19 protein-coding genes are annotated in these 24,468 nt (G+C 69.9%); 4 read left to right on the top strand and 15 right to left on the bottom strand.

All coding sequences use genetic code 11. From position 1 onward, the window contains the following. Positions 1-40 precede the first annotated feature (40 nt). The gene (acs, locus tag AB0N78_RS10865; protein WP_363389909.1) at positions 41-2,050 is read left to right on the top strand and encodes an acetate--CoA ligase; all 2,010 of its coding nucleotides are present in this window, start codon (positions 41-43) and stop codon (positions 2,048-2,050) included. Here acs and AB0N78_RS10870 read toward each other — a convergent pair whose 3' ends face one another. Further along, entirely contained in the window at positions 2,051-2,782 is a 732-nt protein-coding gene (locus tag AB0N78_RS10870) for a DsbA family protein (RefSeq protein ID WP_363389661.1), read from the bottom strand. Between the two features lie 626 nt (positions 2,783-3,408). On the opposite strand from AB0N78_RS10870, the gene AB0N78_RS10875 reads away from it, so the two are divergent. Next, the gene (locus AB0N78_RS10875) at positions 3,409-4,170 is read left to right on the top strand and encodes a LysR family substrate-binding domain-containing protein (RefSeq protein WP_363389663.1); all 762 of its coding nucleotides are present in this window, start codon (positions 3,409-3,411) and stop codon (positions 4,168-4,170) included. 488 nt (positions 4,171-4,658) lie between these two features. On the opposite strand, the gene AB0N78_RS10880 is transcribed toward AB0N78_RS10875, so the two are convergent. The 9 genes from AB0N78_RS10880 to AB0N78_RS10920 are packed head-to-tail and all read right to left on the bottom strand — an operon-like array spanning position 4,659 to position 18,423. Beyond that, the gene (locus tag AB0N78_RS10880; RefSeq protein ID WP_363389666.1) at positions 4,659-5,195 is read right to left on the bottom strand and encodes a hypothetical protein; all 537 of its coding nucleotides are present in this window, start codon (positions 5,193-5,195) and stop codon (positions 4,659-4,661) included. Continuing rightward, positions 5,188-5,520, bottom strand: a complete 333-nt coding sequence (locus AB0N78_RS10885; RefSeq protein WP_363389668.1) for a hypothetical protein — start codon at positions 5,518-5,520, stop codon at positions 5,188-5,190. Before AB0N78_RS10885 ends, AB0N78_RS10880 begins: the two co-directional genes overlap by 8 nt. Continuing rightward, complete coding sequence (atpD, locus tag AB0N78_RS10890; RefSeq protein WP_363389671.1) at positions 5,517-6,962, bottom strand: F0F1 ATP synthase subunit beta; 1,446 nt, start codon at positions 6,960-6,962, stop codon at positions 5,517-5,519. The genes AB0N78_RS10885 and atpD overlap by 4 nt, the downstream gene beginning before the upstream one ends. Continuing rightward, positions 6,959-7,855 (bottom strand): FoF1 ATP synthase subunit gamma, encoded by an 897-nt coding sequence (locus tag AB0N78_RS10895; protein ID WP_363389673.1) that lies wholly within the window; start codon positions 7,853-7,855, stop codon positions 6,959-6,961. Before AB0N78_RS10895 ends, atpD begins: the two co-directional genes overlap by 4 nt. Further along, the gene (locus tag AB0N78_RS10900; protein WP_363389676.1) at positions 7,852-9,357 is read right to left on the bottom strand and encodes a F0F1 ATP synthase subunit alpha; all 1,506 of its coding nucleotides are present in this window, start codon (positions 9,355-9,357) and stop codon (positions 7,852-7,854) included. Before AB0N78_RS10900 ends, AB0N78_RS10895 begins: the two co-directional genes overlap by 4 nt. Further along, the gene (locus tag AB0N78_RS10905; protein ID WP_363389679.1) at positions 9,350-10,426 is read right to left on the bottom strand and encodes a F0F1 ATP synthase subunit delta; all 1,077 of its coding nucleotides are present in this window, start codon (positions 10,424-10,426) and stop codon (positions 9,350-9,352) included. The genes AB0N78_RS10900 and AB0N78_RS10905 overlap by 8 nt, the downstream gene beginning before the upstream one ends. A gap of 10 nt (positions 10,427-10,436) precedes the next feature. Beyond that, positions 10,437-10,685, bottom strand: a complete 249-nt coding sequence (locus AB0N78_RS10910; RefSeq protein ID WP_363389682.1) for an ATP F0F1 synthase subunit C — start codon at positions 10,683-10,685, stop codon at positions 10,437-10,439. After that, the gene (locus tag AB0N78_RS10915) at positions 10,682-12,880 is read right to left on the bottom strand and encodes a PT domain-containing protein (RefSeq protein WP_363389685.1); all 2,199 of its coding nucleotides are present in this window, start codon (positions 12,878-12,880) and stop codon (positions 10,682-10,684) included. The genes AB0N78_RS10910 and AB0N78_RS10915 overlap by 4 nt, the downstream gene beginning before the upstream one ends. Continuing rightward, positions 12,877-18,423: a hypothetical protein gene (locus AB0N78_RS10920; protein ID WP_363389688.1), complete on the bottom strand. Its 5,547-nt coding sequence runs from the start codon at positions 18,421-18,423 to the stop codon at positions 12,877-12,879. Before AB0N78_RS10920 ends, AB0N78_RS10915 begins: the two co-directional genes overlap by 4 nt. A gap of 444 nt (positions 18,424-18,867) precedes the next feature. On the opposite strand from AB0N78_RS10920, the gene AB0N78_RS10925 reads away from it, so the two are divergent. After that, on the top strand, positions 18,868-19,608 hold the full coding sequence (locus tag AB0N78_RS10925) for a Sir2 family NAD-dependent protein deacetylase (protein WP_363389691.1): 741 nt from the start codon (positions 18,868-18,870) through the stop codon (positions 19,606-19,608). 22 nt (positions 19,609-19,630) lie between these two features. Then, positions 19,631-20,479 (top strand): HAD family hydrolase, encoded by an 849-nt coding sequence (locus AB0N78_RS10930; RefSeq protein ID WP_363389694.1) that lies wholly within the window; start codon positions 19,631-19,633, stop codon positions 20,477-20,479. Positions 20,480-20,539: 60 nt separating this feature from the next. Here the strand turns inward: AB0N78_RS10930 and AB0N78_RS10935 are convergent, their stop codons facing one another. The 5 genes from AB0N78_RS10935 to AB0N78_RS10955 all read right to left on the bottom strand — a co-directional run bounded on the left by AB0N78_RS10935 (position 20,540) and on the right by AB0N78_RS10955 (position 24,404). Continuing rightward, complete coding sequence (locus tag AB0N78_RS10935) at positions 20,540-21,745, bottom strand: hypothetical protein (protein ID WP_363389697.1); 1,206 nt, start codon at positions 21,743-21,745, stop codon at positions 20,540-20,542. 240 nt (positions 21,746-21,985) lie between these two features. After that, complete coding sequence (locus tag AB0N78_RS10940) at positions 21,986-22,450, bottom strand: thioesterase family protein (protein ID WP_363389699.1); 465 nt, start codon at positions 22,448-22,450, stop codon at positions 21,986-21,988. A gap of 16 nt (positions 22,451-22,466) precedes the next feature. Then, positions 22,467-22,940, bottom strand: a complete 474-nt coding sequence (locus tag AB0N78_RS10945; RefSeq protein WP_363389702.1) for a VOC family protein — start codon at positions 22,938-22,940, stop codon at positions 22,467-22,469. A 154-nt stretch (positions 22,941-23,094) separates the two neighbouring features. Then, positions 23,095-23,445 (bottom strand): TraR/DksA C4-type zinc finger protein, encoded by a 351-nt coding sequence (locus AB0N78_RS10950; RefSeq protein ID WP_363389705.1) that lies wholly within the window; start codon positions 23,443-23,445, stop codon positions 23,095-23,097. Next, positions 23,442-24,404, bottom strand: coding sequence for an SHOCT domain-containing protein (locus tag AB0N78_RS10955; RefSeq protein ID WP_363389707.1), 963 nt, complete (start codon positions 24,402-24,404; stop codon positions 23,442-23,444). The genes AB0N78_RS10950 and AB0N78_RS10955 overlap by 4 nt, the downstream gene beginning before the upstream one ends. Between the last annotated feature and the right edge of the window lie 64 nt (positions 24,405-24,468).

Genomic DNA, 24,468 nt, shown 5'->3' on the forward strand with positions numbered 1-24,468 from the left:
ACCGTCGATCGGCCGCACGCGCTGGGAGGACACCGTGGTCCTGAACACCGACGACGCCACCGGGCAGACCACCCCTGCCCGCCCCGGGCTGGAGAACCTGCTCGCTGAGGATCGCCGCTTCGCCCCTGATCCCGCCTTTGCCGCGCAGGCGAATGCCCACGCCGAGCTGTACTCCTGGGCCAATGCGAACCGGCTGGACTTCTGGGCGGACCAGGCGCGCGCACTGGTGACGTGGTCGACCCCGTTCACCCAGACCCTCGACTGGTCTGACGCCCCGGTGGCCCGCTGGTTCGCCGACGGTCGCCTGAACGCCGCCTACAACGCGGTCGACCGGCACGTCGAGGCCGGGCACGGCGACCGAGTGGCGCTGCACTTTGAGGGGGAGCCCGGCGACACCCGGACACTCACCTACGCAGATCTGCAACGTGAGGTGTCCAAGGCCGCCAACGCGCTCACCACCCTCGGCGTCCGAACAGGCGACCGCGTGGCGATCTACCTGCCGCTGATCCCCGAGGCCGTGATCGCGATGCTGGCCTGCGCCCGGATCGGCGCGCCGCACTCAGTCGTCTTCGGCGGCTTCTCCGCACAGGCGCTACACACCCGAATCCTGGATGCTGACGCCCGGGTGGTGATCACCGCCGACGGCGGCTACCGACGTGGAGCCCCCAGCGCCCTGAAATCCACCGTCGACGAGGCCTTGGCCGCGGGCAGCGGCGAGATCGTGCGCAACGTCCTGGTGGTCCGCCGCACCGGGCAAGACGTCGACTGGACCGAGGGCCGCGACCAGTGGTGGCACGAGGTAGTCGACTCCGCCGACGACCAGCACACCCCCGTCGATGTCGAGGCCGAACACCCGCTGTTCATCCTCTACACCTCCGGCACCACCGGGAAGCCGAAGGGCATCTTCCACACCACCGGCGGCTATCTGACCCAGGCCGCGTGGACCCATCTCAACGTCTTTGACCTCAAGCCGGACACCGACGTCTACTGGTGCACCGCCGACGTCGGCTGGATCACCGGGCACACCTACGTCGTCTACGGCCCGCTGCTCAACGGTGCCACCCAGGTGATCTACGAAGGCACCCCGGACACCCCGGACCGTGGCCGCTGGTGGGACATCGTGCAGAAGTACCGGGTGTCCATCCTCTACACCGCTCCCACCGCGATCCGGACCTGCATGAAGTGGGGCGAAGAGATCCCCGCCGCACGCGACCTGTCCAGCCTGCGCGTGCTGGGGTCCGTGGGCGAACCGATCAACCCGGAGGCCTGGACCTGGTACCGCCGGGTGATCGGCGGCGACCGCACCCCGGTGGTCGACACCTGGTGGCAGACCGAGACCGGCGCGATCATGATCAGCCCGCTGCCCGGAGTCACCGCCGCCAAGCCCGGCTCCGCCCAGACCCCACTGCCCGGTATCGCAGCCACCGTGGTCGACGACGATGCGCAACCGGTGCCGAACGGAGCGGGCGGCTACCTGGTGCTCACCGAACCCTGGCCGTCGATGCTGCGCGGCATCTGGGGTGACGAGCAGCGGTTCCGCGATACCTACTGGTCACGGTTCCCGGGGATCTACTTTGCCGGGGACGGGGCCAAGAAGGACGACGACGGCGACATCTGGCTGCTCGGCCGGGTGGATGACGTCATGAACGTCTCCGGCCACCGACTGTCCACCACCGAGATCGAGTCGGCACTGGTCGCCCATCCGGCGGTGGCGGAAGCTGCCGTGGTCGGTGCCACCGATGACACCACCGGACAGGCGGTCGTGGCCTTCGTGATCCTGCGCGGCGATGCGGCGACCAGCGACCCGGACAGCACCGGACAGGAACTGCGCGCCCATGTCGCCCGGCTGATCGGCCCGATCGCCAAGCCGCGCACCGTGCTGGTGGTCCCCGAGCTGCCCAAGACCCGCTCGGGCAAGATCATGCGCCGACTACTCCGGGATGTCGCCGAGCACCGCCAGGTCGGGGACGCGACCACGCTGGCGGACGCCTCGGTGATGGACCTGATCCAACAGGGTCTGGCCGCACCGGCGCCCGCCAGCGAGGAGTGATCAGCCCAGCTGAGCGTCGATCACCGCGGCGAAGTTCTCCAACGGCTGCGCGCCCTGGAGCACCTCGCTTCCGACGACGAACATCGGGGTGCCGGTGATGCCGGAATCGATGGACTGCTGCGTCTCAGCCTGCGCGGCGGCGATCAGCTCCGGGTCGTCCAGGTCGGCGGTGAACTGCGCGACATCCATGCCCGGGATCGACTCGGCGATGCCGACCAGCGCATCCCGGTCCCAGACAGTCTGACCGGTGGGCTCGGTGGCGTAGATCGCCTCGATGTACTCCCAGAACAGGTCCTGCTGTCCGGCAGCGCGGGCGGCCACGGCGGCGTCCGCCGAGGTGTCACCCAGCACGACCGCGCTGTGCCACTCGATCCGCAGCAGCCCGGCATCCACGTACTCGCTGATCAGGCCCGGCAGCGTCTCGTTGGCGAACACGCCGCAGTAGTGGCAGCGCAGATCCGCCCACTCGATCATCAGCACCGGCGCATCGATGTCACCGATCGCCATCGGGTCGTCCGGGAGGTTCCGGGCGAAGGTCGTCGCATGGACCGTCGACTCCGGGCTGGTCTGCTCGGTCGGGGTGGTCTGCTCTGCCGTGGGCGTGGTGGACGGGCTGGCCGTCTGGTCTGCGGAACCCGAGGGCAGCAGCACGATGGCGAGCACCAGCCCGATCACGATCACCACCGCCACGGCGATTCCGGTGCCGATCAGCATCGGCTTGCGCTGGTTCATGGTGCATCCCTCCGTCGTCAACGTCCCGACCACGCTAGAGGCCGCCTCCGCCCCCATCGGGGCCGACAGTCCTGCTCCGAGTACGAATCGCCCCGCCATGCGGTAGCGGGGGCACTGCACCGAGTGGTCACACACCCCCACCTGGGCGAAAAATCGCCTGAGCCGGTTCGTGCGGACCCACCCCACCCCGCCGATGTGCCAGTTTCTGAGCCGCATACCACCCGAATCGCCTCAGGTTCTGACACATCGATGCCGACGCCGACCTGCGGGTGGTGGGCGTGCGGGGGCTCCGCGCAGGGCACAGGTCGGGCGGGGTGGGTCGGGTGGGGTGGAGCAGAGCGGGTGCGCGCGGGTTGGGCGGGATGGGTGCGCGTGGGGTTGGGCGGGGTGAGTGCGCGCAGGGTTGGGCGCGGTGGGTACGCGCGAGGGCGGGCAAGGCAGTTGTGGGCGGGGTTGGGCGGGCTGGGTGCGCGCGGGGTCGGGCGGTGGGCGCATGCGGGGTCGGGCGCGGTGGGTACGCGCGGGGTCGGGCAGAGCGGGCGTCCGCGGGAGCCCGGGTGGGTGGGCGCGGACTTCGTGTGGAGTGGCCACGTAGGCTGGTGCGGCGCGCGATCGGAAGGACCGCCATGCCCTCCCCCTCTTCGGACGCCCGGTTCCGGCTGGCACTCACCCCCGGGATGACCCCGACCTCCTGGACCCGCACCTGGGCGGACCGGCTGCCCGACCACCCGCTGGACCTGGTGCAGCTCACCGCCGCTGAGGCCCCCTCGGCGCTGATCGACGGGTCGGTGGACGCCGCACTGCTCCGGCTGCCCGTGGACCGCGACCGGCTGCATGCCATCCCGCTGTACACCGAGGTCACCGTGGTCGTCCTGCCCAAGGACCACCTCCTGACCGCCCTCGATGAGCTCAGCCCCGACGATCTGGCCGAGGAGACACTGCTCACCCCCGCCGATGACGTGCTGGCCTGGACCGACCCGCCCGGCGAGCCCTCGTTGCTGCCCACCCCGGCGACGACCGCCGACGCGGTGGAGCTGGTGGCCTCCGGCGTCGGGGTGCTGATCGTTCCGATGTCGCTCGCCCGGCTGCACCACCGCAAGGACCTGACCTACCGTCCGATCACCGACGCGCCCACCTCCCAGACTGCCCTCGCGTGGTCCCGATCCCGCGAGGACGACCCGCTGATCGAGGAGCTGATCGGCATCGTCCGCGGGCGCACCGCCAATAGCTCTCGCGGTCGTGCCCGCACCGAGTCCGCGCCCGCGTCGACACCCGCATCCCCCGCGAAGCGCCCCACCGCTGGCCCCCGCACCACCGCCGCCCAGCGCCCGCGACGCAAGCCGGCCCCACCCCGGCGCGGTTCTTCCCCCCGCCGACGAGGCCGCTGACCCTCCTGCACCCACCGGGCCGCGCAGCCCGCAACCCGGGCCACGCCAGCACAACGGCGAGCCGACACCGCGTCACACCGAGCCCCCACCCGAAGCGCAACGCAGTCACACTCTGCCCGCGCCGGGCCGATTCGGGCCACGTCCACGGCCGAGTTCGAGCGCCGCACCCACACCGGGCTGGTTCGCGCCACGCCCGCGGCCGAGTTCGGTGCGGGTGTCGCTAGGTCGATGCTGCCGCCTCCGAACTCGACGCCCACGCACCGAACTCGTCGGGGGCGCAGCAGGCACGGCGCTGCGGTGCCCAGGCCTCGGGTCGGGGGTCGCAGGTCGCGGGTCACGCGTCGCGGGTCGCGGGTCACGCGTCGCGGGTCGCAGGTCGCGGGTCACGGGTCGCGCTGCGGTCGCGCACAAAAGAATGAGGCGCCCCCGCGTGTGGCGGGGGCGCCTCGGTCGTCCGGGTCCGGTCGTGGGACGGGGATGGTCCTGACTCAGGAGGGCATCGGACGACGACGACCCTGGGCACGGGCCGTCCATCGGTGGGCCAGGCTGTCCGCCCAGCCGGTGAGTGCCGCGGCGGCTACGCCACCGACCAGCACAGCGAGAGCACCCATCACCTGGGCACCCGAGAAGTCCCACTGGGCGCAGAACGCGGTCCAAGCCAGGGACAGGGCCAACACCAGCACGCCGAGCGTCGACGACCACACGCGCTGCCGCACCGGCTCGCCGCGGGTCCCGACGATCACGACCAGCGCCAGCGCGAGGTACAGCACGACCACCGTGGGCAGCACGGTCGCGCCGCAGATCGCCACGGCCACCGCCACACCCAGGGTCACGAAGGACAGCACCAGTGCCACCGCCACCCGCTCGGGGCGCAGACCGGTGCGCTGAATCCCCCGCAGCACCCGGGCCACGGTGGGCCAGGCGTCGTCGGTGTCCCGCCACCAGCGCTCGGCCCAGCGGAGCACCACGTACGCCGCGCCCAGCACCACCAGGGTGAGGACGCCGACTGCGATCAACTCACGCATCGATGGCCACCGCGAACCGACTGCTGCTGGACGATCGTCCAGCGGTGATCCGGTCGTGGAAGCCCTGGACGGCCTCCGCGTCGGCGTCAACCATCTGCGCGATCACGACCACGTCGCCGTTGAAGACGTGCACGTAGCCGAAGGCCGCCCACACCACGCGGGCGTCGTCGGACTGGATGACGGTGATCTCGGTCAGGTCGAAGATCCCGACAAAGTCGCCGTGCTCGGGCAGGATCACCCGGCGACCCTCGATGGTGTCGATCACGACCGCGTCGATGGTGCCGCTGAACTCCTCGCCGAAGGGGGAGGTCGCCGTCAGCTTCATGCCGCGTCCTCGGCGTCGTCCTCGAATCCGGTGGGCTCCTCGGTGAAGTCCGCCGCGCGGGCGTCCTCGGGGGCACCGGACAGGTAGAGGAAGTCGTGGTCGGACAGGTGGTCGTAGCGACCGGCCATGATGCCCTCGATCACGTCCAGGCTGGTCGCCAGGTCGGAGTAGACGCCGGGCTTGCCGGTGAACCGCTCCGAGACCACGAAGGCCTGCGAGAAGTACGCCCGGAGCATCCGAGCCCGGTACACGGTCTGCTGGTCCTCGATGGCCAGCTCCTCCATGCCGAGCACGTTGACGACTTCCTGGAGGTCGACATAGCGCTGCAGGGTGGAGCGGGCCGCAGTGGCCAGGTCATAGTGCCGCTGACCGACCAACTGCGGGTCCAGTGCGCGCGACGTGGTGGCCAGCGGGTCGACAGCCGGGAAGATGCCCGACGCGGCGATCTGCCGGGACAGCACGATGGTGGAGTCCAGGTGCCCGAAGGTGACCGCAGCGGAGGGGTCGTCAGCGTCGTCCGCGGGCAGGAACACCGCCTGGATGGAGGTGATCGCACCGTCGTTGGTGGAGACGATGCGCTCCTGCAGCTCGCCCATCTGCTGGGCGAGCGTCGACTGGTAGCCGCCGACGATGGGGGTCTTACCCATCTGGACCGCGATTTCGGCACCGGCCTGGACATAGCGGTAGACGTTGTCGACGAACAGCAGCACGTCGGTCTTCTGCACGTCCCGGAAGTACTCCGCCAGGGTCAGACCCGAGTAGGCGGCGTGCATCCGGGTGCCGGGCGACTCGTTCATCTGGCCCAGCACAATGGCGGTCTGCGCAAGCACCCCGGAGTCACGCAGCTCCTGGTAGAGCCCGACACCCTCACGGGAACGCTCACCGACACCGGTGAACACCGAGGTGCCGCCCATCGCGCCGAAGTTGTGGATCAACTCCTGCATCAGCACGGACTTGCCCACACCGGCACCACCGAACAGGCCGGTCTTGCCACCACGGGTGATCGGGGCCATCACGTCGAGCACCCGGATGCCGGTGGTCAGCACCTGGCGCTCGGCGGCGATGTTCTCCAGCGCGGGGGCGGAGCGGTGCACGGACCAGTGCTCGTCCGGCTTCACCGACGGTCCGCCGTCGGTGGGGCTGCCGTAGGCGTCGACCATCCGGCCACGGAGCGCGCCGCCCACCGGGAAGGTGCGCGGACCGCCCAGGGCGCGGACGACCTGTCCGCGGCGCACACCGGAGACCTCACCGATGGCGACGGCCTGCACGGTGTCCAGGCCGATGTGTGCGGCCACCTCGGCCACATACGTACGGTCTGGGGTGCTGTACTCGATGGCGTCGCCGACCGCGGGCAGACGCCCGGCCTCGAAGGTGATGGTCAGGACGAATCCGTTGACGGCGACGATGACGCCGTTGCTGCTGGTGCCGGTCGGGGTGTTCATACGGGCCTCCTCCGGCGGATGCCACCGGAACTCTGGGTGTTCACGATCTCGAGCAGGGCATTGGTGCGGTGTTCCATCACCAGGTGCTTGAGCTGGGTACGGGTGGCGCCGAGCTCGTCGTCGATCCCGCGGCTGGCCTGTTGTAGTGCCTTACGGCGCTCGGAGTACTCCGAGGCGACCGAGTAGCGCAGCAGGCTGTAGAGCATCCCGACCACGTAGCTGTCGACCAGCCGGGTGACCAGGTTGGCGGCCTCCCCCTCGAAGTCGAGGATGGACAGGCCCTTGTCGTCGTCACGCTGATGGGACTCAGAGGTGAGCGGGAGCAGCTGCATGGTGGTGGGCTGCGAGTGCATCGCGTCGAGGTACCGGGTGTAGACCACGAAGACCTTGCGGTAGGTCCCGCCGCGGCTGTGGTCGAGCAGCCAGGAACCCAGGTCGGCCATCTCCTCCAGGGAGATGTCCTCCAGGCCCTTGTCCACCGCGAGCACCACGTTCGCACCGGCCCGCTCCAGGTACTGCCGACCCTTGGTACCCAGCACCGCGAAGTCCGCCTCCTGGAAGCCCGCTCCAGACTCCGCAGCGGCGAACTCCTCCAGCTGGTCGAAGACGTTCCGGTTGTACGGCCCGCACATCCCCCGCGAGGAGGTGATCACCAACGTGAGCACCTTGCCCTCACCGGTGGTCCCCGCCATCAGCTCGCGCAGCTCACCGGTGTCGGCGATGTTGGCGAGCGAGTCGAGCACGTGGTCGTAGTACGACACCGCGTTCTCGGCCTGGCGGCGCAGCTTGGGCAGCATCGCCAGGGTAAACAGCTCGGTGGCGTGCACCCGCTTACGGGCCGAGGTCAGCGACTCGACCCGGTGCCGGATCTGCTTCTCGGCTCCGGAACTCATGACATCTCCGCCCGGGCGAAGTCGAGCAGCTCGGTCATCGCCTGGGTCTGAGCCTCGGACAGGAAGCGCTCGCCGCCGGGCACCAGCTGGGGAGCCAACATGGTGGTGAGGTACTCAGCGTTCAGCTCGGCCACCGCGACCAGGCGCTCGGTGAGCACCGCCGCGTCCGCGGAGGAGAACCCGTTGAACGCCCCGGCCCGGAACGCCCAGAGCAGCAGGATGGTGGTCGCCGGATCACGGGGTGCACCGGCGGGCTGCTTGAACAGCTCGACCAGGCACTGACCGTCGGCGACCAGGGAACGCTGGTGCTCGGAGAGCGCGCCGTCGTACATCAGCAGCTCCTGCAGCTCCGCGTACTGCGACAGCGTGAAGGAGATGCCCTTGGACAGCTGACTGATCACCGGCAACTGGGCGTCAGAGCCGACACGGGACACGGACAGGCCGATGTCGATGGCCGGCATCCGGCCCTGGTTCGCGAGCTCGGAGCGCAGGTAGATCTGACCGTCGGTGATCGAGACGATGTTGGTCGGGATGTAGGCCGACAGGTCGTCCGAGAGCGTGGTGACCACCGGCAGCGCGGTGATCGAGCCGCCGCCGTGCAGCTCGGAGAGCTGGGCCGCGCGCTCGAGCAGCGAACCGTGGATGTAGAAGATGTCACCGGGGTAGGCCTCGCGGCCCGGCGGGCGACGCAGCAGCAGCGAGATGCTGCGGTAGGCGTCGGCGTGGTTGGTCAGGTCGTCAAAGACCACCAGCACGTCCTTGCCCTTGGCCCGCAGCGCCTCCGCCAGTGCCATGCCGTAATACGGGGCGATGTACTGGCTGGTCAGCGTGGCGTCGGCCGGGGCGGCGACGACAGTGGTGTAGCTCAGCGCGTCCGCGGCGCGCAGCCGGGTCACGATAGAAGCGATCTCGGCCATCTTCTTGCCGATGGAGACGTAGAGGCAGACCACGTCCTGGCTGCGCTGGTTGATGATCGCGTCGATCGCCAACTGGGTCTTGCCGGTCTGCCGGTCACCGAGGATCAGCTGACGCTGCCCGCGCCCGACCGGGATCACGGCGTCCACCGCGAGCAGACCAGTGGCCAGCGGGCGGGAGACCCCCTCGATGGTCGACAGCGGCGGCGACGGGGCGAACACCGGGACAGTGACATCGGTGGCCGGGGCCGGCATGCCGTCCAGGGGCATCCCGGCGGAGTCCAGGACCCGTCCGCCGATCTCGGTGGAGACCGCGGCGCTCAGGGTCTCGCCGACGAGCTGCGCCGGGGCGCCCTCAGCCAGCTCACCGTGTGCGAGCAGCCCGACGCCGACCCGGTCCTCGTCCAGCTTCAGCACGATGCCGGGGATGTTGTCCCCCAGCACCACCGCGTCGTTGATCCGCGCGTCGCGCAGGCCGGAGCAGACCGCGATGCCGTCCGCCACCTCCTCGATGCGACCGGCGCTGGGGTCCAGCGCGTCGCTCTGGGCGTAGACAGCCTCGTAGCTCAGGTCAAGCAGCTCAGCCATGGCTCTCTCCTTCATCGTCAAAACCGGCGCTGAGCGCCGCATGAGCCCAGGACTCGTCCTGGTAGGTCAGGTCGCTGGTGAGCACCAGTCCGCCGATCAGCTCGGGCGAGACAGTCACCTCCAGCGGCGCGTTGCCGGCCGTCTCACGCCAGACCTGAGCGATCAGCTCGCCGGCCCGGTCGTTGGCCACCCGCGCGGTGGTGAGGGCGGTCGCCAGCGTCACGGATTCCTCCAGACGCTGGGCGAACTTGCGCAGCTCGACCGGGGAGTACCGGCCCACCAGGGTGACCAGCGCGGGCTCCAGCGTGGGGTCCACGCCGGTGGTCGCGCCGAGCCGCCGCAGCAGATCGGTCCGTTCGGGCTGCTCCAGCCACCTGTCCTCGACGATCGCTCGCGCCTGCGGATCGGCCAGCGTCTGGTTGAGCTGGGCGAGCGCGGTGGCGAAGGCGGCCAGCTGTCCCGCGCTCAAAGTGCGCAGGATGAGCGGGATCTCCTCGAAGGGCAGGGTGAAGCGGTGCAGGTGGGTCTCCCGCTGCTTCAGGTGCTCGGCCGCGGCGGAGCGGAATCGCTCCTCCTCGGTCTGCAGCAGCCGCGGCAGCACCCGGCCGAACAGGTCGGCGATCACCGGGGCGCGGTCGGCGACCAGCGCCGACGATTCCTCGGTGGCCTCGGGGGCCGCGACGGTGGTGGTGACCGTGGACGGCTGCCCCAGCGGGGTGGCGTACGCGGTCTCCAAGGTGTCGAGTTGCCGTAGCGCCCGGCGCAGCTCGCCGTCCAGCGAACTGCGCGCGACACGGCTCTTGTCCAGTGCCTCGGTGGTCGAGCGCAACTGCCCCTCCACCCCGGCCAACCGGACACGGGTGGCATCCAGCTCGGTCCGGGTGGCGGACAGCTCGCGCCGCGCCGCGGCCAGGCGGTGTGCATCGTCCCGCTCCACCGCGGCGAAGCCCCGGCGGATCGGGCCCAGCACAGCCAGGAACAGGCGGTAGATCAGGTAGCCGATGACGACAGCTGCGATCAGCTGGGTCGGGAACTCGAACCTGACCGTATCGAAGGAGGTGTCCAGCACGGCCCGGGCCTCAGTTGATGAACGGGTTGAAGTAGATCAGCACCGCGGCGATGGCCAGCGCGAAGATGATCAGCACGACCATCGTGACCAGACCGATCACCATGATGTTGATGATCTCCGGCTTCACATGCGGGTTCTTGCCCAGGGCCTCGGTGGCCTTGGAGACCGCGATGCCCTGGCCGATGCAGGCGCCGAGCACCGCGAGACCGACGGCGAGGGCGGCGCCCAGCACCGAGAGGCCGACGACGAGCTCGTTCATGACTGTGTCCCTTCAGAGGCGCTGTCCTCGGTGGACAGCGAGATGGTGAGGAGGTCGGAGCCGTCGCGCACCACGACGGCCTGGAAGGTGGACCCGCTGGTGAACGGCAGATCCTCCGCGGGGAAGACCCAGCGGGCCTCGGTGCGCTGATCGGCGGCGACGGGCTGTAGCTCGCCGACCGTGGTCCACGCCGAGTTCGCGGCCAGAGCCGCCTGCTCGAATCGGACGGTCACGCCCTCCTGGTCCGCGGCTCCGGCGGGGCCGGTGAGGACGAGTTCGGTGTCGGTCAGCTCCAGGGCCCAGCCGTCGGTCCAGGTGACCGCGGGCAGGGATTCACTGAACTGCCGTTCCTCGCCCGCCTCGTTGACGGCGGTGACCACCACGGACCCGGTGTAGGTGCCCTCGGACTCGGGCAGCAGCTCGATGGTGCCGGCGCCCTCGGCGACGACGGTGGCGGCCACGGACCGACCGAAGAGGCCAGGCGTGCTGAGGCGGACCTCGACATCGGTCATCCGGTATTCCTCCGAGGACCAGTCGTAGTCGACCGCCAGGGTGTTGACCGGTGAGACTGCCGCGGATGCCGACAGCGAGGTGACCGCCGAGGTGACCAGGTTCGGCGAGTTGGCCATGGTCAGCCACTCACCACCGGGGGTCAGCTGGATCTGCGCCTGGGTGTAGTACTTGGTCTCCGGGTCCAGTCCGCTGATCAGGACCGAGCTACCACCGGCAGCCAGGTCCGCGGCGGACAGTGCGACCTCCTGAACGACACCGTCGCTCAGGCCGAGGAAGCTCCCCGTGCGGTAGATGGTCAGCTTGGCGGCGGCGATGGTCGGCACGGTGGTGTCCAGTGACACCCGGACGCGGGCACTGGCCGACTTCACGTCGCTGATCGTGTACAGCGCGTGCACCTGGAGGGTGGTGAACGTCAGCTCGGAGCCGACGGTGCCGGACTGCTGGCCGGTGCCGTTGCCAAAGTCGTAGGTGAAGGAGCCGCGCAGGGTGTAGGTCGCGCCCGGGGTGAGCGGGCCGAGCTGCACCGCGCTGATCCCGGCCGGAGCGGTGGTCGAGTCGACCACGGTGCCGGAGGAGTCGACGACCTCGACGGTGACCGGACCCACCAACGCCGCGGACGGGTCGGCGACGGTCAGCGTGGCGCTGACATCCGAGGCACCGGCGGTCACCTGCGTGAGGGTCGCGGTCGGGGTCGCGGTCTGCTGGCGCTCAGCGTTGATCTGGTTGATCTGGTCGGCCATCTCCTCGTACCGACGCAGCGTCTCCTCGTCGATGCCACTGCCGCCGTCCCCGGTGCTCCCGCCGGTCGGGGCGGTGCCACCGGTGCCACCGGAACCGTCACCACCCGCACCCGCGGTGGACCCCGCAGGTGCGTCGGCGGAGCCGGAGTCGCCGTCGGTGCCGCTGGTGGGCTCGGCGGTCGGCTCCTGCGTGGGCTCCTCGGTGGGCTCGGCCGTCGGCTCCGCTGTCGCGCTGGGCGTGGGCTCGCCGTTCGCCAGCACCAGCATCTCGTTGTCCGAACCGCCGAAGGCGGTCAGGTCGATGGCCTGGTCCTCGACGTGGAACATCTCGGCGCTGACATCGAGGATGTGCCCCGCGTCGGCGACCAGCTGGACGTGACCGAGGTAGCGCTGACGCACGTTGTCGGCACCGGTGAGGGTGGCGGCACCGGTCCTGTCGATGGCGATCTGGGTCTGCGACGTGCTGCCGACCTCGACCCCATCCACCAGGACGGTGGCCTCCGGTGCCCAGAAGTAGCGGCGCTGGGCCAGACGCAACACGTCGTAGTGCCCGACCTCAGCGGACTCGGCGACGTAGGACTGGTCGGACTGCGCCTCGAGCACCTGCCGAGCGGCGATGTCGGTGCCCGCACCTGCCTCGTCGACGGCGACGCCGTCCTGGGTGAGCAGCAGGTCACCGTCGGCAAAGCGGACCAGCGCGGCCGCGCTGAGCTGGGTGTCATCGGACGAGGCCAGCTCGACATGCGCCGACCCGTCCCAGCTGCGGTACAGCAGGTCCCCCTCGGCCACCTGGACCGGCAGCTCATCGGTGCTCTGGCTGACGCCGTCACCGGGTAGCACCACCGGGTCGAGTCGGATCTCCTGCCCGGAACCCCAGTAGACCAGGCCACCGGCTCCCACACAGGCCACGGTCAACACCGCGGCGATCACACGAACCTTCACAGGGAGGCTCCCATCGTGCCAGCACCGGACAGCAGACCGCTGCCCAGCGCGAATCCGGAGGACACCGTGACGCCGCTGACCCGGGAGACCGTGCCCTCGGAGTCGGTGACCTGGACGGTCACGTCGCTGGCGTCGGAGGGCAGTGCCACCACGGCGGTGCCCTGATCGGCGTTGGTGGAGGTGTCGGTCAGGACATTGCCCGCCCGGTCGGTGACCACCACGTCGACGGCACCATCCGCCATGTCGTCCCCGCTCAACCAGAGCAGGGAACCGGCGGCCCGGGCCGACACCGGCGAGGCGCTCGGCATGTAGTCGCGACCGATCGAATCGCGGGTGTAGGTGTACTCGCTGCCGGAGGAGGTGTACGTCAGCACCAGGCGGACGTAGTAGATGCCCTCGGGCAGGGAGGACATGTCCAGGTCGGCCTGCACCGTGCCGCCATCGGCCGGAACCGTGGCAGGAACGGTGTTCACCAGGGTCTCCTCCTGGTTGCTGGCACCGTAGTTGTCGATCCGGTAGAGCTCGAACCGGGCTGCGGTGATCGCGTCGGCGGAACCCTTCTGGACGTTGGTGGCCCGGGCGGTGCCGGTGCTGCCGCTGATCGAGAAGGTGACCGCGTTGGTAGTCACGAACTGGTCGGCGGTGGCGAAGGCCTTGCTAATCGACCAGGACCGAACACCGTTCTCCCGCAGGTCATGCGCGGCGCTACCGATCACCAGGGTGTACCCGGTGCCCGGGGCCAGCTCGGTGAAGGTCAGTGCCGGCGGGCCGGAGGCGGTCCGGGCGACGGTGAAGCTGCCGGTGTCCACGACCTCGTCGGTGTCGGTCTTCTTCAGGGTGTAGCTGAAGTTCATCGGCGAGGCGCAGGTCAGGTAGGAGGTCGGGTCCGCGATGGTGAAGGTCGCGGTCGCCGAGTTCTGTGAGACCGAATCGATGCTCAGCGTGCCGGTGGGCGCGCTGGGCCCGGTGATGGCCAGCTGCTTGCCGGAGACCAGGTACTCCGGGGAGTCCGGCAGCTCGGTGACCATCGAGGCGGCGATCACATAGGTGACCCCGGCGTAGTAGTTCTGGTTCGAGCCGTTGAACATCGGCATTGCCGTGTTGCCGTTCAGTCCGGCGTCGAAGCTGTAGACCGGTGCCTGGCCGTTGGCTGCGATGGCAGCCTCGAGCTGTGCGGTGTTGGTCAGGTCCACGCCGTCAAAGGCCGCGGTCTTGACGTACCAGTCGTAGCGGATGCCGGTGAGCACCTGGCTCGGGTCGTCCCAGGTGGCGACGACGGTGGTCGAGCGCCCGTTGGCGCCACAGCCCTGGATCCAGGTCAGCGTCGGACCGGTCACCAGCGACGGCAGCGACTTGGCGGTGGTGATGGTGTCGGTGAACCACACGTGCTCCACGTCACCGGCACCGTCACCCAGGTTGTAGGTGCCGTGCACGCGCAGGTCGTAGTCGACGCCGCCGACCAGACCGCTCAGCGTGACACCGGTCGCCGACAGGGCGGGGACCTGCACCTGCTTGACCAGAGTACCGTCGTCGCTGCGGTAGATCGAGACCCAGAGCTGGGCCTGGTTCTGTGCGTCGCGCAGCATGGTCGCGTCGGGGTCGGACCCGGTGACGTCCAGCACCACGCTGGTGTCACGGACCTGCAGGTTCGAGGCCACCACAGTCGGGGCCTGGAGCGCCGGGATCGACAGCGGCTGGACGTTCTGACCCGTGACCTGCGCGGTGTCGTAGACGAACAGCGGGGTGGCCAGGTCGGTGGTGGTCACCAGCTGGCTGCCGGAGGTGCTCAGCGCGACGTAGCGGCCGTTGACCGACAGCACATGGGTGCCGTTGCCGAGCTTGACCAGGCGGAGCTGGCTGGCGCTGGTCGCGGTGTCGTTGAGGTAGCTGCTGTAGCCGACGTATCCGCCGGTGACCGCGTTGACCAGCTCGAGGCCGTCGACATCGCCATTAGCAGCCAGCGAGGCGGACTGCACCTGGTAGGCGGTGCCCGAGGCACCGATCTGCAAACGGCCGCTGCTGGAACCGACCAGCGAGCTGCCGTCCGCGGTGGCCAGGTACACGGTGGAACCGGTCAGGGCGTCGTAGCCGAGGTGGTTCTGGCGGTACCGGGCAGTGATCGTGGCGTCGACCTGGTAGTCGGCCCCGGTGACCATCGACCCCTGCGGCAGCGTGAAGTTCTGCGCAGCGTAGGAGCCGGTGCCCTGGCCGATGCCCGACCAGTCCGGGGTGGTTGCGCCGTCGGCGGTGACCGTGGTGGCGGTGTCCAGCGTGATGTCGGACAGGTCGGCACCGGCGGAGGGTGCCACCTGCACGATCCGGCCACCGGACCAGCTCACTGTGGCGCTGGGCTCGGAGGTGGAACCGTTGATCGGCAGCACGGAGCTGCGCTGCAGCACCTCTCCGACTGTGGGCTGGTCGCTGGCGAGCACCTGGTAGTCCGCGATCACCTGCACGGTGAGCGCACCCGGGCCGGCCGGGACGGTGACGGTCTGCGTGCCGACGACCAGGTCGACGGTGGTGCCGTTGACATCCAGAACCGGGGCCGAGGTGACGGTGGTGTCCGCGTCGACCACGGTGACGCGGACGGTGAGGTTGTCGCCGTCACGGGACAGGTAGGTCAGGTCAGCGGTCGGGCCGGACTTCGGCACATCCACCGTGGTGGAGTCCAGGGTCAGGCTGTCCGAGGCGTAGTTGTCCGACCAGTTCATCACGGCGCGGACCAGGTAGGTCTTACCGCGCCCCGCACCCTCGATGCCCAACAGGTCGAAGGTGACCTGGGAACCGCTGGCCGTGACCGTGCGCTCGGAGATCGGGGTCTGGGTCGGGTCGTCGGCGTCGATCAGTTGGTACACGATCGAGGTGACGGCCGCGTCCGGGTCGGTGACCGCGGCGGCACCGTTCTGCATCCGAGCGGTGATGGTCGCGGCGGCGACATCCGCGGACATCGCGACCTGCGTCGCCTCGGGGGCGCGCTTGCGGGTGATCAGGTCCATGCTGCCGTTCACCGGGATGGCGTTGCCACCGGAGTCGGAGCCCTGCACCACGGTGAGCTGGTACCGGTTGTTCGGCAGCAGGTTGGCCAGGTCGATCGCGGACCAGTCCGGGGTGATCGCCCCGTTGATCAGGTCATCGATGTCAAGGGTCTGCACGACCTCGCCGGTGGATACCCGGGTCACCTGGAGGCGGGCGGTGGCCAGGTTGGTGCCTGCCTCGGAGAACTGGAAGTCGACCTGCGCGGTGGTGGTGGTGATCAGGCTGCTGTCCGCGGGCAGGGCAAAGGTGACCTGCACCGGGTCCACATCCGTGGTGGTGAACACCTCGGAGGTGCCGATCACCTGGTCGACCTGCTGGCCCTCACCGATGTCGTAGGTCGCGGTCAGGACGACGCGGTAGCCGGTCAGGCGCTCCAGCCCACCGAAGGTCCAGGTGCCGCGCTCCAGCTCGGCGGCGGTCAGCAGATCGACCTGCCCCACCGGGGAGCCGACGATCGCGCCGGTGGCGTCGACCTTGTACAGCTTGGCGACCGGGTGCGTGGACCCGTCCAGGATGATCGTGCTGTCCTGGTCGTTGATCACGTACCGGATGCCGAGGGTGTCGGCACCGGCGGAGTCCAGGCTGAACAGTGCGGCCGGGATGTGCTTGGCGGCCACGGCGATGGAGTCGGAGGGCCCGACCAGGATCTGCTGGTCGTCGATGCCGTCGTGCGAGGTGATCAGCGCGACGAACAGGTACTCGCCTTCACCCATCGAGGTCGGCAGCGGCAGCACCACGTCCTGGGCGGCGCGCTCCGGACCGACCACCAGAGAGGCCTTGATGGTGGCGTTCAGCCCGTTGGCCGCGTAGTCACTGGCGGAGAAGGCCAGGTAGCGGACCTGGGTCAGGGTGCTGTCCGGGTCGCTGAGCCCGACCAGGGAGAGGGTGAACTCCTGGGTGCTCGCGGAGTACACCGCCTGCACGCCGTCAGCGGTGAGCGCGGTGGCCCGGGTGGAGACCACGGTGCTCCAGTCGGCGACCAGGTCCACACCACCGGCGCGGGCGGTCTCGACCTCGATCACGTAGGAGGACTGCGGGTTCAGGCCCGGGATGGTGACGGTGGCAGTGCCGCCGCCGCGCAGGGCGGCGGGGTCGACCGTCACGGTGCCGAGGGTCGGGGAACCCTCCGCGTTCGCCCGGTACCGGAGCACCAGCTCAGTGAGGGTGTCCCCGTTGGCGACGGCACGCAGGTCCAGCGTCGCGTCGGTGGAACCGATCTGCGTGGTGGTGGAGGTCAGCTGCAACGCACCGACGGTCAGCGGCACCGTGCCGAACACGGCCTGCTGGGCGGTTCCGGTGGAGTCGGCGTAGGTCCCGGAGGCCTGCACGACGTACTGCTGTCCTGGGGTCAGCGCGGCGCTGCTCCACGGGTGCTCACCGGAGGCGATGTCGATGTCACCGGAGGCGACCACCGCGCCGGACAGATCCGTCACCTGGATCTGCAAGGTGCGCAGTGCCAGCGAGGGGTCCACGACGGTCAGTGCCGCGTCGATGGTGTTCACCGGTGCGATGGCGGTCAGCAGGACGCTCGGGACCTGCGCGCGGCCGTCGACCAGCTCGGGCAACTCGGGCAGCTCCGTGTCGGACCCATCGCTCGGGTCCGTGCCGGCCGGGGCGTTCTGCCCGTCACCGCCCCCAGCGCCGTCCGCACCCGCAGCGCCGGCCGGGCTCGCACCCGCACCGGAGTCGTCAGCGGCGGAGACGTCCGACGTCGGGTCGTCGCTCGGCGCGGCCGTCGGCTCGGCGGTGGCCTCCTCGGTGGGCTCCGCGCTGGGGTTGCGGTCGACCGATCCGGCGGTGGGCTCGTCATCGAACTCCACCAGGACCTCACCCAGCGCCAGCTCAGCACCGGTGGTCGGGTCGATCAGGATCTCGCGGGAGAGGTCAAAGATGTAGCCGGAGGTGTCCAGCACCAGGCGCAGCCGGTCGCGGATCTGCTGGGTGGAGGTCTCTCCGTCGTAGAACGTGACCGTCCCGGAGGAGTCGAGGGCAACCAGGACCTCGGAGCCGATGGTGCCGATCTGCTCAGTGGATTCGCCCTCACCGTGCTCCATCACCGCGGTGTCCATCACCAGGTAGCGGCCGTCGGCGGTCTTGACGAGCGATCCGGCGGGCACCGGCTGCTGCTCAGCGAGAACCGGGCTGCTGACGGTGTAGCGCTCGAGCCCGTCGCGGGCGAGCAGCGACTTGGAGACCAGGTCGAAGACGGTCTGCGGGGACGTGATGGCGACCGCGGAGTTCAGCAGGCGGACGGAGCCGTCCTCGACGCGGATGACTTTGGCGGCGTCCAGCTCGGTGACCTTCTTGTCCTGCACCAGCACCGGCCGGGACTTCTGGACGTCGTAGCGCGCACCTTCGGACACCGGGACAACCGAGCCGTCCGCCGCGTAGGTGTAACCGGCGTCCTCAATGGCGTAGCCGGACTCCCGGCTGATGCCCAGGACGGCGATGGTCGCCACCAGGGCAACCACGACCGCACCGGCGATCGCCGCGTACATCTTCCTCACGAACTGCTCCTCAAGGCAGGTGTCCGCGAGGGCCGGGCACAGGGGCGCTCGTCCCGCGGATCGGGTGGTGCAGGGGTGCGGGCCGGATGCCCACCGGACTTTCCGCACCCGAGCGCAGCCGACGCTCCGAACCGCGGAGGCGGCACGGGTGGCCCGACTCCACCCGGGTGCCCCGGGACATCACGCACGACCTGCCCCGCCGATGCCCGCCCGTCGTGCGGGTGAGGGTGTCGATGGTTTCCCCGCAGGCCGCGGAGATATCTCGATGAGTGGCCATCTTCGGCCCCCCACTGAGGCTGCTCGGGACACATGGCAACTGTTGAGTAGCGCCAGGAACACCGTGAGTAAGAAACCTGCACCGTCAAGGTGGTCTGATGACCCTCGAGGGGTAGTTCGGGCTCCCAGGGTCAGCACCGTGGTTCGGGCGGATTAGGCTCTGCCGCCATGCACCAACGTCGACCCGGATCCCACCTGACCGTACTGACCGGGGCGGGGCTGTCGACGGCCTCGGGAATCCCGGACTTCCGCGGCCCGCAGGGCACCTGGACTCAGCATCCGGAGCAGGCCGACCTGCTGGAGATCGATCGTCACGTCAACGACATGGCGATCCGGATGGCCGGCTGGGCGATGTGGCAGGACCACCCCGCCTGGGCGTCCGCACCGTCGGACGCGCACCGCGCTCTGGTGGAGCTGGAGCGTGCGCAGCTGCTGGAGGCGGTGCTGACCCAGAACTTCGACGGACTGCACCACGCAGCCGGGCACAGCCCTGAACTCGTCGTCGAGCTGCACGGCGGGATGCGCACCACCAGCTGCCTGCGCTGCGGGGCGCGGCAGGCCACCACGGCCGTCCTGGCCCGACTGGAGCGCGACCGTGACCCGGGCTGCCTGGAGTGCGGAGGGGTGCTCAAGCCGGACGTCGTCTACTTCGGTGAGTGGTTGCCGGAGCAGGCCCTGGGGCGGGCGGTCGCAGCCGCACAGGACGCGGATGTGTTCCTGGTGATCGGTAGCACCCTGACCGTGCAGCCGGTGGCAAGTCTGACCGAGGTCGCCGCGGATGCCGGGGCGGAGGTGGTGATCGTCAATGCCGAACCGACGCCCTACGATCACCTCGCATCCCGGGTGGTGCGCGAACCCATCGAATCGGCGGTGCCGGAGCTGGTGCGTGAGCTGATCGCCCGGGGCTGACCTCCGCACGGGACAATGGGGTATGCCCACCCCGGTGATGTCCCCACCCGCCTTGCCCGACACCGATCAGATTCGGTTGATCGCCACCGACATGGATGGCTCCTTGCTGGACGGTGATGGCCGGATCCCGACGGAGCTGTGGCCGCTGCTGGACGAGCTGGACCGGCGAGGGATCGCCTTTGTCCCGGCCAGCGGACGGCAGTACGCGAACATCCGGGAACAGTTCGGCGAGCGCGGGAAGGATCTGGTCTGCATCGGTGAGAACGGTGCCTACGTCGGCCGTGGCGAGCAAGTGCTGTCCACCACGGCACTGCCGGAGGGCATCGTGCCGCGCGCCGTCCAGCACACCCGCGAACTCGCCGCAGCAGGCCTGCCGGTCGGGGTGGTGGTTTCGGGCGCACGTTCGGCCTATGTCGAACACTTCGACGGGGAGTTCGCGGCTCAGGTCCGCAAGCACTACGCCCTGGTGACCGAGGTTCCGGACCTCACCCGGATCGACGACGTGCTGCTCAAGGTCGCGGTGCACGATGCCGGGTTGGTGGAGGAGCGGACCGCCGGGGTGTTCGCCGATGTGGAAGGACCCGTGCGGGTGCTGGTCTCCGGGCAGCACTGGCTGGATCTGATGAGCCCGGACGCGGACAAGGGCGTGGCACTGCGTGCGGTGCAGGAGGATCTGGGGATCGGACCGGAGCACACGATGGCCTTCGGCGACTACCGCAACGACCTGGGCATGCTCGCGGCTGCCCGGTGGTCCTGCGCGATGGACAACGCCCACCCGGATGTGCGGACGTTGGCGCGCTACGTCGTCCCGGCGAACACACAGCACGGTGTGGTGGCGACAATCGCGGCGACGCTCGGACTAGGCCGCTGATAGCACGGTGGCCCGGATGCCGAAGCATCCGGGCCACCGTCAGGTCAGACGCGATGCGCCTCAGTCGCGGGCGGTCAACCGGGACCGCAGCGAACGGGCACCCACCGCCAGGCCGAGGCCTGCGACGGTGGCCAGGCTGCCGATCAGCAGACCGTGCGAGGACTCCGAACCGGTGGTGGCGAGCTCGGTGAGCGTGCCGGTGCCCTGAGTCGGAGCCGCAGGGGCCGCGGTGACCGTGCCGGCGTTACCGGGGTCGACCACGGTACCGGCCAGCACGTGCAGCAGGAACGAGGACACCGTGCCGCTGGTGGCACCCTCGAAGTACAGCAGGTAGTCCGCCGGGTTCATCCCCGCGGGAACCGCGTACGTGTAGGTCAGGCCACCGCTCGCGTCAGCAGTAGCGGTCAGCGTGTCCGCGATGCTGCCGTCGGCGGCGAACAGGTAGACGGTCACCTGCTCATTGGCGTCGAAGCCGGAGTTGATGATCGTGATCGACTCACCCTGGTAGCGCGTGTCCTCGTACGCGCCGGAGGCGGCGGTGTCGGTCCAGACCAGGTCGACCGTCTCCGCACGGGTCAGCACGGTGGACGTGACCGACTGGACGGCCGAGGCCACCAGCGTCGAGCCCACGGTGTTCTGGTAGGAGGCACGCACACCGATGGTGTTCTCGCCCTCGGCCAGCCCCTCGATCAGGAAGGTGCCGTCAGCAGCGGGGGTGAAGGGGATCTCGGTCCCCCCGTTCACGGTGTAGACGAAAGTGACATCCGCGGTCATCCCGGGGAACTGCGTGATCGTGCCATCGACGACGCCGACACCGATCACGTCGGAGATGGTCAGCAGCGCGCTGTACTCACCCGACGTGTGCCAGAACTGCTCGGCGGGCTCGATGTAGCCCTCCACCAGCAAGCCATTGATCTCCACGTCGACCGGAGCGGCCGCCTCGGTGACCTCGCTGCCCTCTGCCGGGGTCGTCTCCGCCGGGGTCGCGACCTCGTCGACCGGGGTGGTCGGCTCCTCGGCGGGGGTCTCCTCCTCGGCCGGAGTGGTCTCGTCGACCGGGGTGGTGGCGTCATCCGCCGGGGTGGTGGCCTCGTCGGCCGGGGTGGTCGACTCCTCGGCCGGAGCCTCGGTCGCGACCTCGGCGGTCTCCGCGGTGGCGGTGGCCGGCTCGGGGGCCACCTCCGCGGCGGCGACACCGGCTCCGATCGGGGCGACCAGCAGCGCCGCGATGAGCGCGCCGCCGGCACGCACGGTACGAATCTTCATTGGGGTGAGCCCTCCGTCATCCATTTTCCGACGGATGCACACCGCGCCCGCCGCCGCCCCTTGCGCTCTGGTCACCGACTTTGGTGCTCAGACAGGAGACGTCGCGCACGTTAACCGGCACGAACGAGCGCTTACGCTTGCCGTGAGTAGGAAATCGCAGTTCCTAGGGTGCTCCGTCGAGCAAAGCGTGGGGAAATCGCGCTTGGCTGTGAGATCGGCATGGGTGAGCCGTGCGTCCGGTCACCAACCGTGCAGCTCAGGCCCCTCGCCGGGGAATCGCTCGAACACCGCGCGCTCAGAATCGGTGAATGCGCGCGGGGCGAGTGTGCGCCGATCCAGCTGGACCATCCGGGACCGCGCGCGCAGGTACACGGTGCGATCAGGTGTCGTCGGTTCGGTGTCCAGGTCGACGATCTCGTAGGCGAAATCAACCGACGAGCGACCGATTCTCGGCACCCACACCTCGACGACGACCGGTTCCGGGCGGAACGCCAACGGGGCCAGGTAATCGATCTCATGTTTGACCACGACCAGCATGGAATCGGTGGGGCGTCCGGCAGGGTCGACGCCCATGCTCGGGAACAGGGCGAAGCGCGCGTCGTCCAGGAACCGGAGGTAGGCCGCGTTGTTCACATGCGCGAAGAGGTCGACGTCGGACCAGCGGACCTGCATCGGGACGCGGCCTCGGCGGGAGGTGGTGCTCACCGGATCAGGGTAGGCGTCAGCCTCCGTCGACCGCAGCGATCAGGGTGGCGATGTCGATCTTGCCCATGGTCATCATCGAGGCGGCGGCTCGGGCTGCGCGCTCGGGGTCGGCCATCAGCTGGTTGAGGATGGCCGGGGTGATCTGCCAGGACAGGCCCCACCGGTCACGCAGCCAGCCGCACTGGCTCGGGGTGCCACCGTCGGCGATCAGCGCCTCCCAGAGCCGGTCGACCTCCTCTTGGGTATCGACCTCGACTGACAGCGAGAACGCCTCGTCCAGGGTGAAGGTGGGTCCGCCGTTCATCGCGACGATGCGCTGGCCGTTCAGCTCGAACTCGACGGTCAGCACGCTGCCGGGGTGGGCGCCGGGGATCGGTTCGGTGGCGTGGACGGTGTGCAGTATCCGGGAATTGGGGAACAGCGAGACGTAGAAGGCGGCGGCTTCTTCGGCCCGCTCGTGGTACCAGAGAAACGGCGTGATGCGGGGCATGGCTGACCTCCCAGACGGCGACGGCACCGAGGGCCAGTGTGCGCCTGCGCGACGACGCCCGCCCGGTGACTGGGCGGGCGGCGGGGCTCAGCTCCGGGGAAGCAGCCGCGTCACCGGCAACGCGCCGTCACCCGCGCCCAGGAGGGCTGCCGGTTCAGGTCCGGCCCGCGCAGTCCCGACAGGTACGGACGGTGGGCAGCGCGCGCAACCGGTCGTCGGCGATCGGGCCGCCGCACCGCTCGCACACCTGGTACTCGCCCGCAGCGAGGCGACGCTCGGCGGTGTCGACGTCGGCGAGAGTCTGCCGTTGGCGTGCGCTCAGCACGTCGAGCATCCCGCGCTCGTAGGCGATGGTGGCGCCCTCCGGGTCGTGCTCGTCATCGGTGGCGGACTCCCGGGCGGCCAGGACCACGGCGGCGCGCTCGGCGGAGGTTCCGGCCAGGCGACTCTCGGCCTCCCGACGGCGCTGCGCGAGCAGCTCAAGAACCTCCGGCCTGGGGATCACTGTCGGAGCACCGCAGCCTTCGCCGCCTGGAACTCGTCCTCGGTGAGCGCACCGCTGGCGTGCAGCGCGGACAGCCGCTCCAGCGCGGTGGTGACATCGGTGGCGGTCTCGGTGGCGGCACCAGAGCTGGCGCTGCTGGTGCTCCGCACCGTGCGGGTGCCGTCAGGCCCGACGATCGTGGTGGTCCGCACGCCGTCCGGAGTGACGACGGTGGTGCGGGTGCCGTCCGCACCGGTGCTGGTGGTGGTGCGGGTGCCATCAGCGGCGACCTGCATCGTCGCGTGCTCCTGGGCGATGTCCCCGGGGAGCGGCAACATCTGCTTGACCGCGGCCAGCTGCTCCGCGCGGGCCTTGGCGGTCAGCGGCCGACCGGGCAGGCCGATCCGCAGACGGCCGAGGTCGGTGGGGGCCACCGGGTCGTAGTAGACCCGGGGTGGGCGCGCGAAGGCGTCCCGGGGCACCTCCATCCGCACCTGGTGTCGGTTGCCCGCCTCATCGGCGAAGTGCACCGTGCCCGTGCAGCGCCCGCCATCGCCGTTCTGGTAGTCGGTGACCCGTCCCCAGGCCGAGCGCAGTCCGAGCAGCACCCAGTACGCCGACGACCGGCGCAGTTCCCGGACCGAAGTCAGCACCGTCAATACCAGCGCGACGGACAGCACTAGGCCGGCGGCGATCAGCCACCACCGGATCGACTCCACGTGGACCAGCCCCTGGTCGAGTGCGGAGCGCCAGCCGAGCAGCGCCCCGGCCGCACCGGCCACGACCATCAACGGGGCTGAGGCCGTGCGCAGTGTCCGACCGAGGAGCGTCCCGGCCAGCGCCAACGCCAAGACCCCGATCATGGGCGCGACCCCTCGCGGATCATTGGTGCCGCAGGTGGCCACCGCGCACTCCCACTCGACCAGCGAGGCGTCCCGCGCTCCGATGAACAGCAACCAGGCGGCGACTACGGCGAGCACGGCACCGACTATCGTCGAGATTCCGCCGCGAGAGTGCAGCACTGAGGGGATCGGAACGTCCGGC

The organism is Cellulomonas sp. NPDC089187 (assembly GCF_040685135.1).
Classification (GTDB): domain Bacteria; phylum Actinomycetota; class Actinomycetes; order Actinomycetales; family Cellulomonadaceae; genus Cellulomonas.

Coding starts and splice junctions, on each gene's coding strand:
- AB0N78_RS10900 (WP_363389676.1), bottom strand. CDS start 9,357: ATGGCTGAGCTGCTTGACCTGAGCTACGAGGCTGTCTACGCCCAGAGC.
- AB0N78_RS10885 (WP_363389668.1), bottom strand. CDS start 5,520: ATGAAGCTGACGGCGACCTCCCCCTTCGGCGAGGAGTTCAGCGGCACC.
- AB0N78_RS10945 (WP_363389702.1), bottom strand. CDS start 22,940: ATGCCCCGCATCACGCCGTTTCTCTGGTACCACGAGCGGGCCGAAGAA.
- atpD (WP_363389671.1), bottom strand. CDS start 6,962: ATGAACACCCCGACCGGCACCAGCAGCAACGGCGTCATCGTCGCCGTC.
- AB0N78_RS10875 (WP_363389663.1), top strand. CDS start 3,409: ATGCCCTCCCCCTCTTCGGACGCCCGGTTCCGGCTGGCACTCACCCCC.
- AB0N78_RS10930 (WP_363389694.1), top strand. CDS start 19,631: ATGCCCACCCCGGTGATGTCCCCACCCGCCTTGCCCGACACCGATCAG.
- AB0N78_RS10910 (WP_363389682.1), bottom strand. CDS start 10,685: ATGAACGAGCTCGTCGTCGGCCTCTCGGTGCTGGGCGCCGCCCTCGCC.
- AB0N78_RS10870 (WP_363389661.1), bottom strand. CDS start 2,782: ATGAACCAGCGCAAGCCGATGCTGATCGGCACCGGAATCGCCGTGGCG.
- AB0N78_RS10925 (WP_363389691.1), top strand. CDS start 18,868: ATGCACCAACGTCGACCCGGATCCCACCTGACCGTACTGACCGGGGCG.
- AB0N78_RS10880 (WP_363389666.1), bottom strand. CDS start 5,195: ATGCGTGAGTTGATCGCAGTCGGCGTCCTCACCCTGGTGGTGCTGGGC.
- AB0N78_RS10935 (WP_363389697.1), bottom strand. CDS start 21,745: ATGAAGATTCGTACCGTGCGTGCCGGCGGCGCGCTCATCGCGGCGCTG.
- AB0N78_RS10895 (WP_363389673.1), bottom strand. CDS start 7,855: ATGAGTTCCGGAGCCGAGAAGCAGATCCGGCACCGGGTCGAGTCGCTG.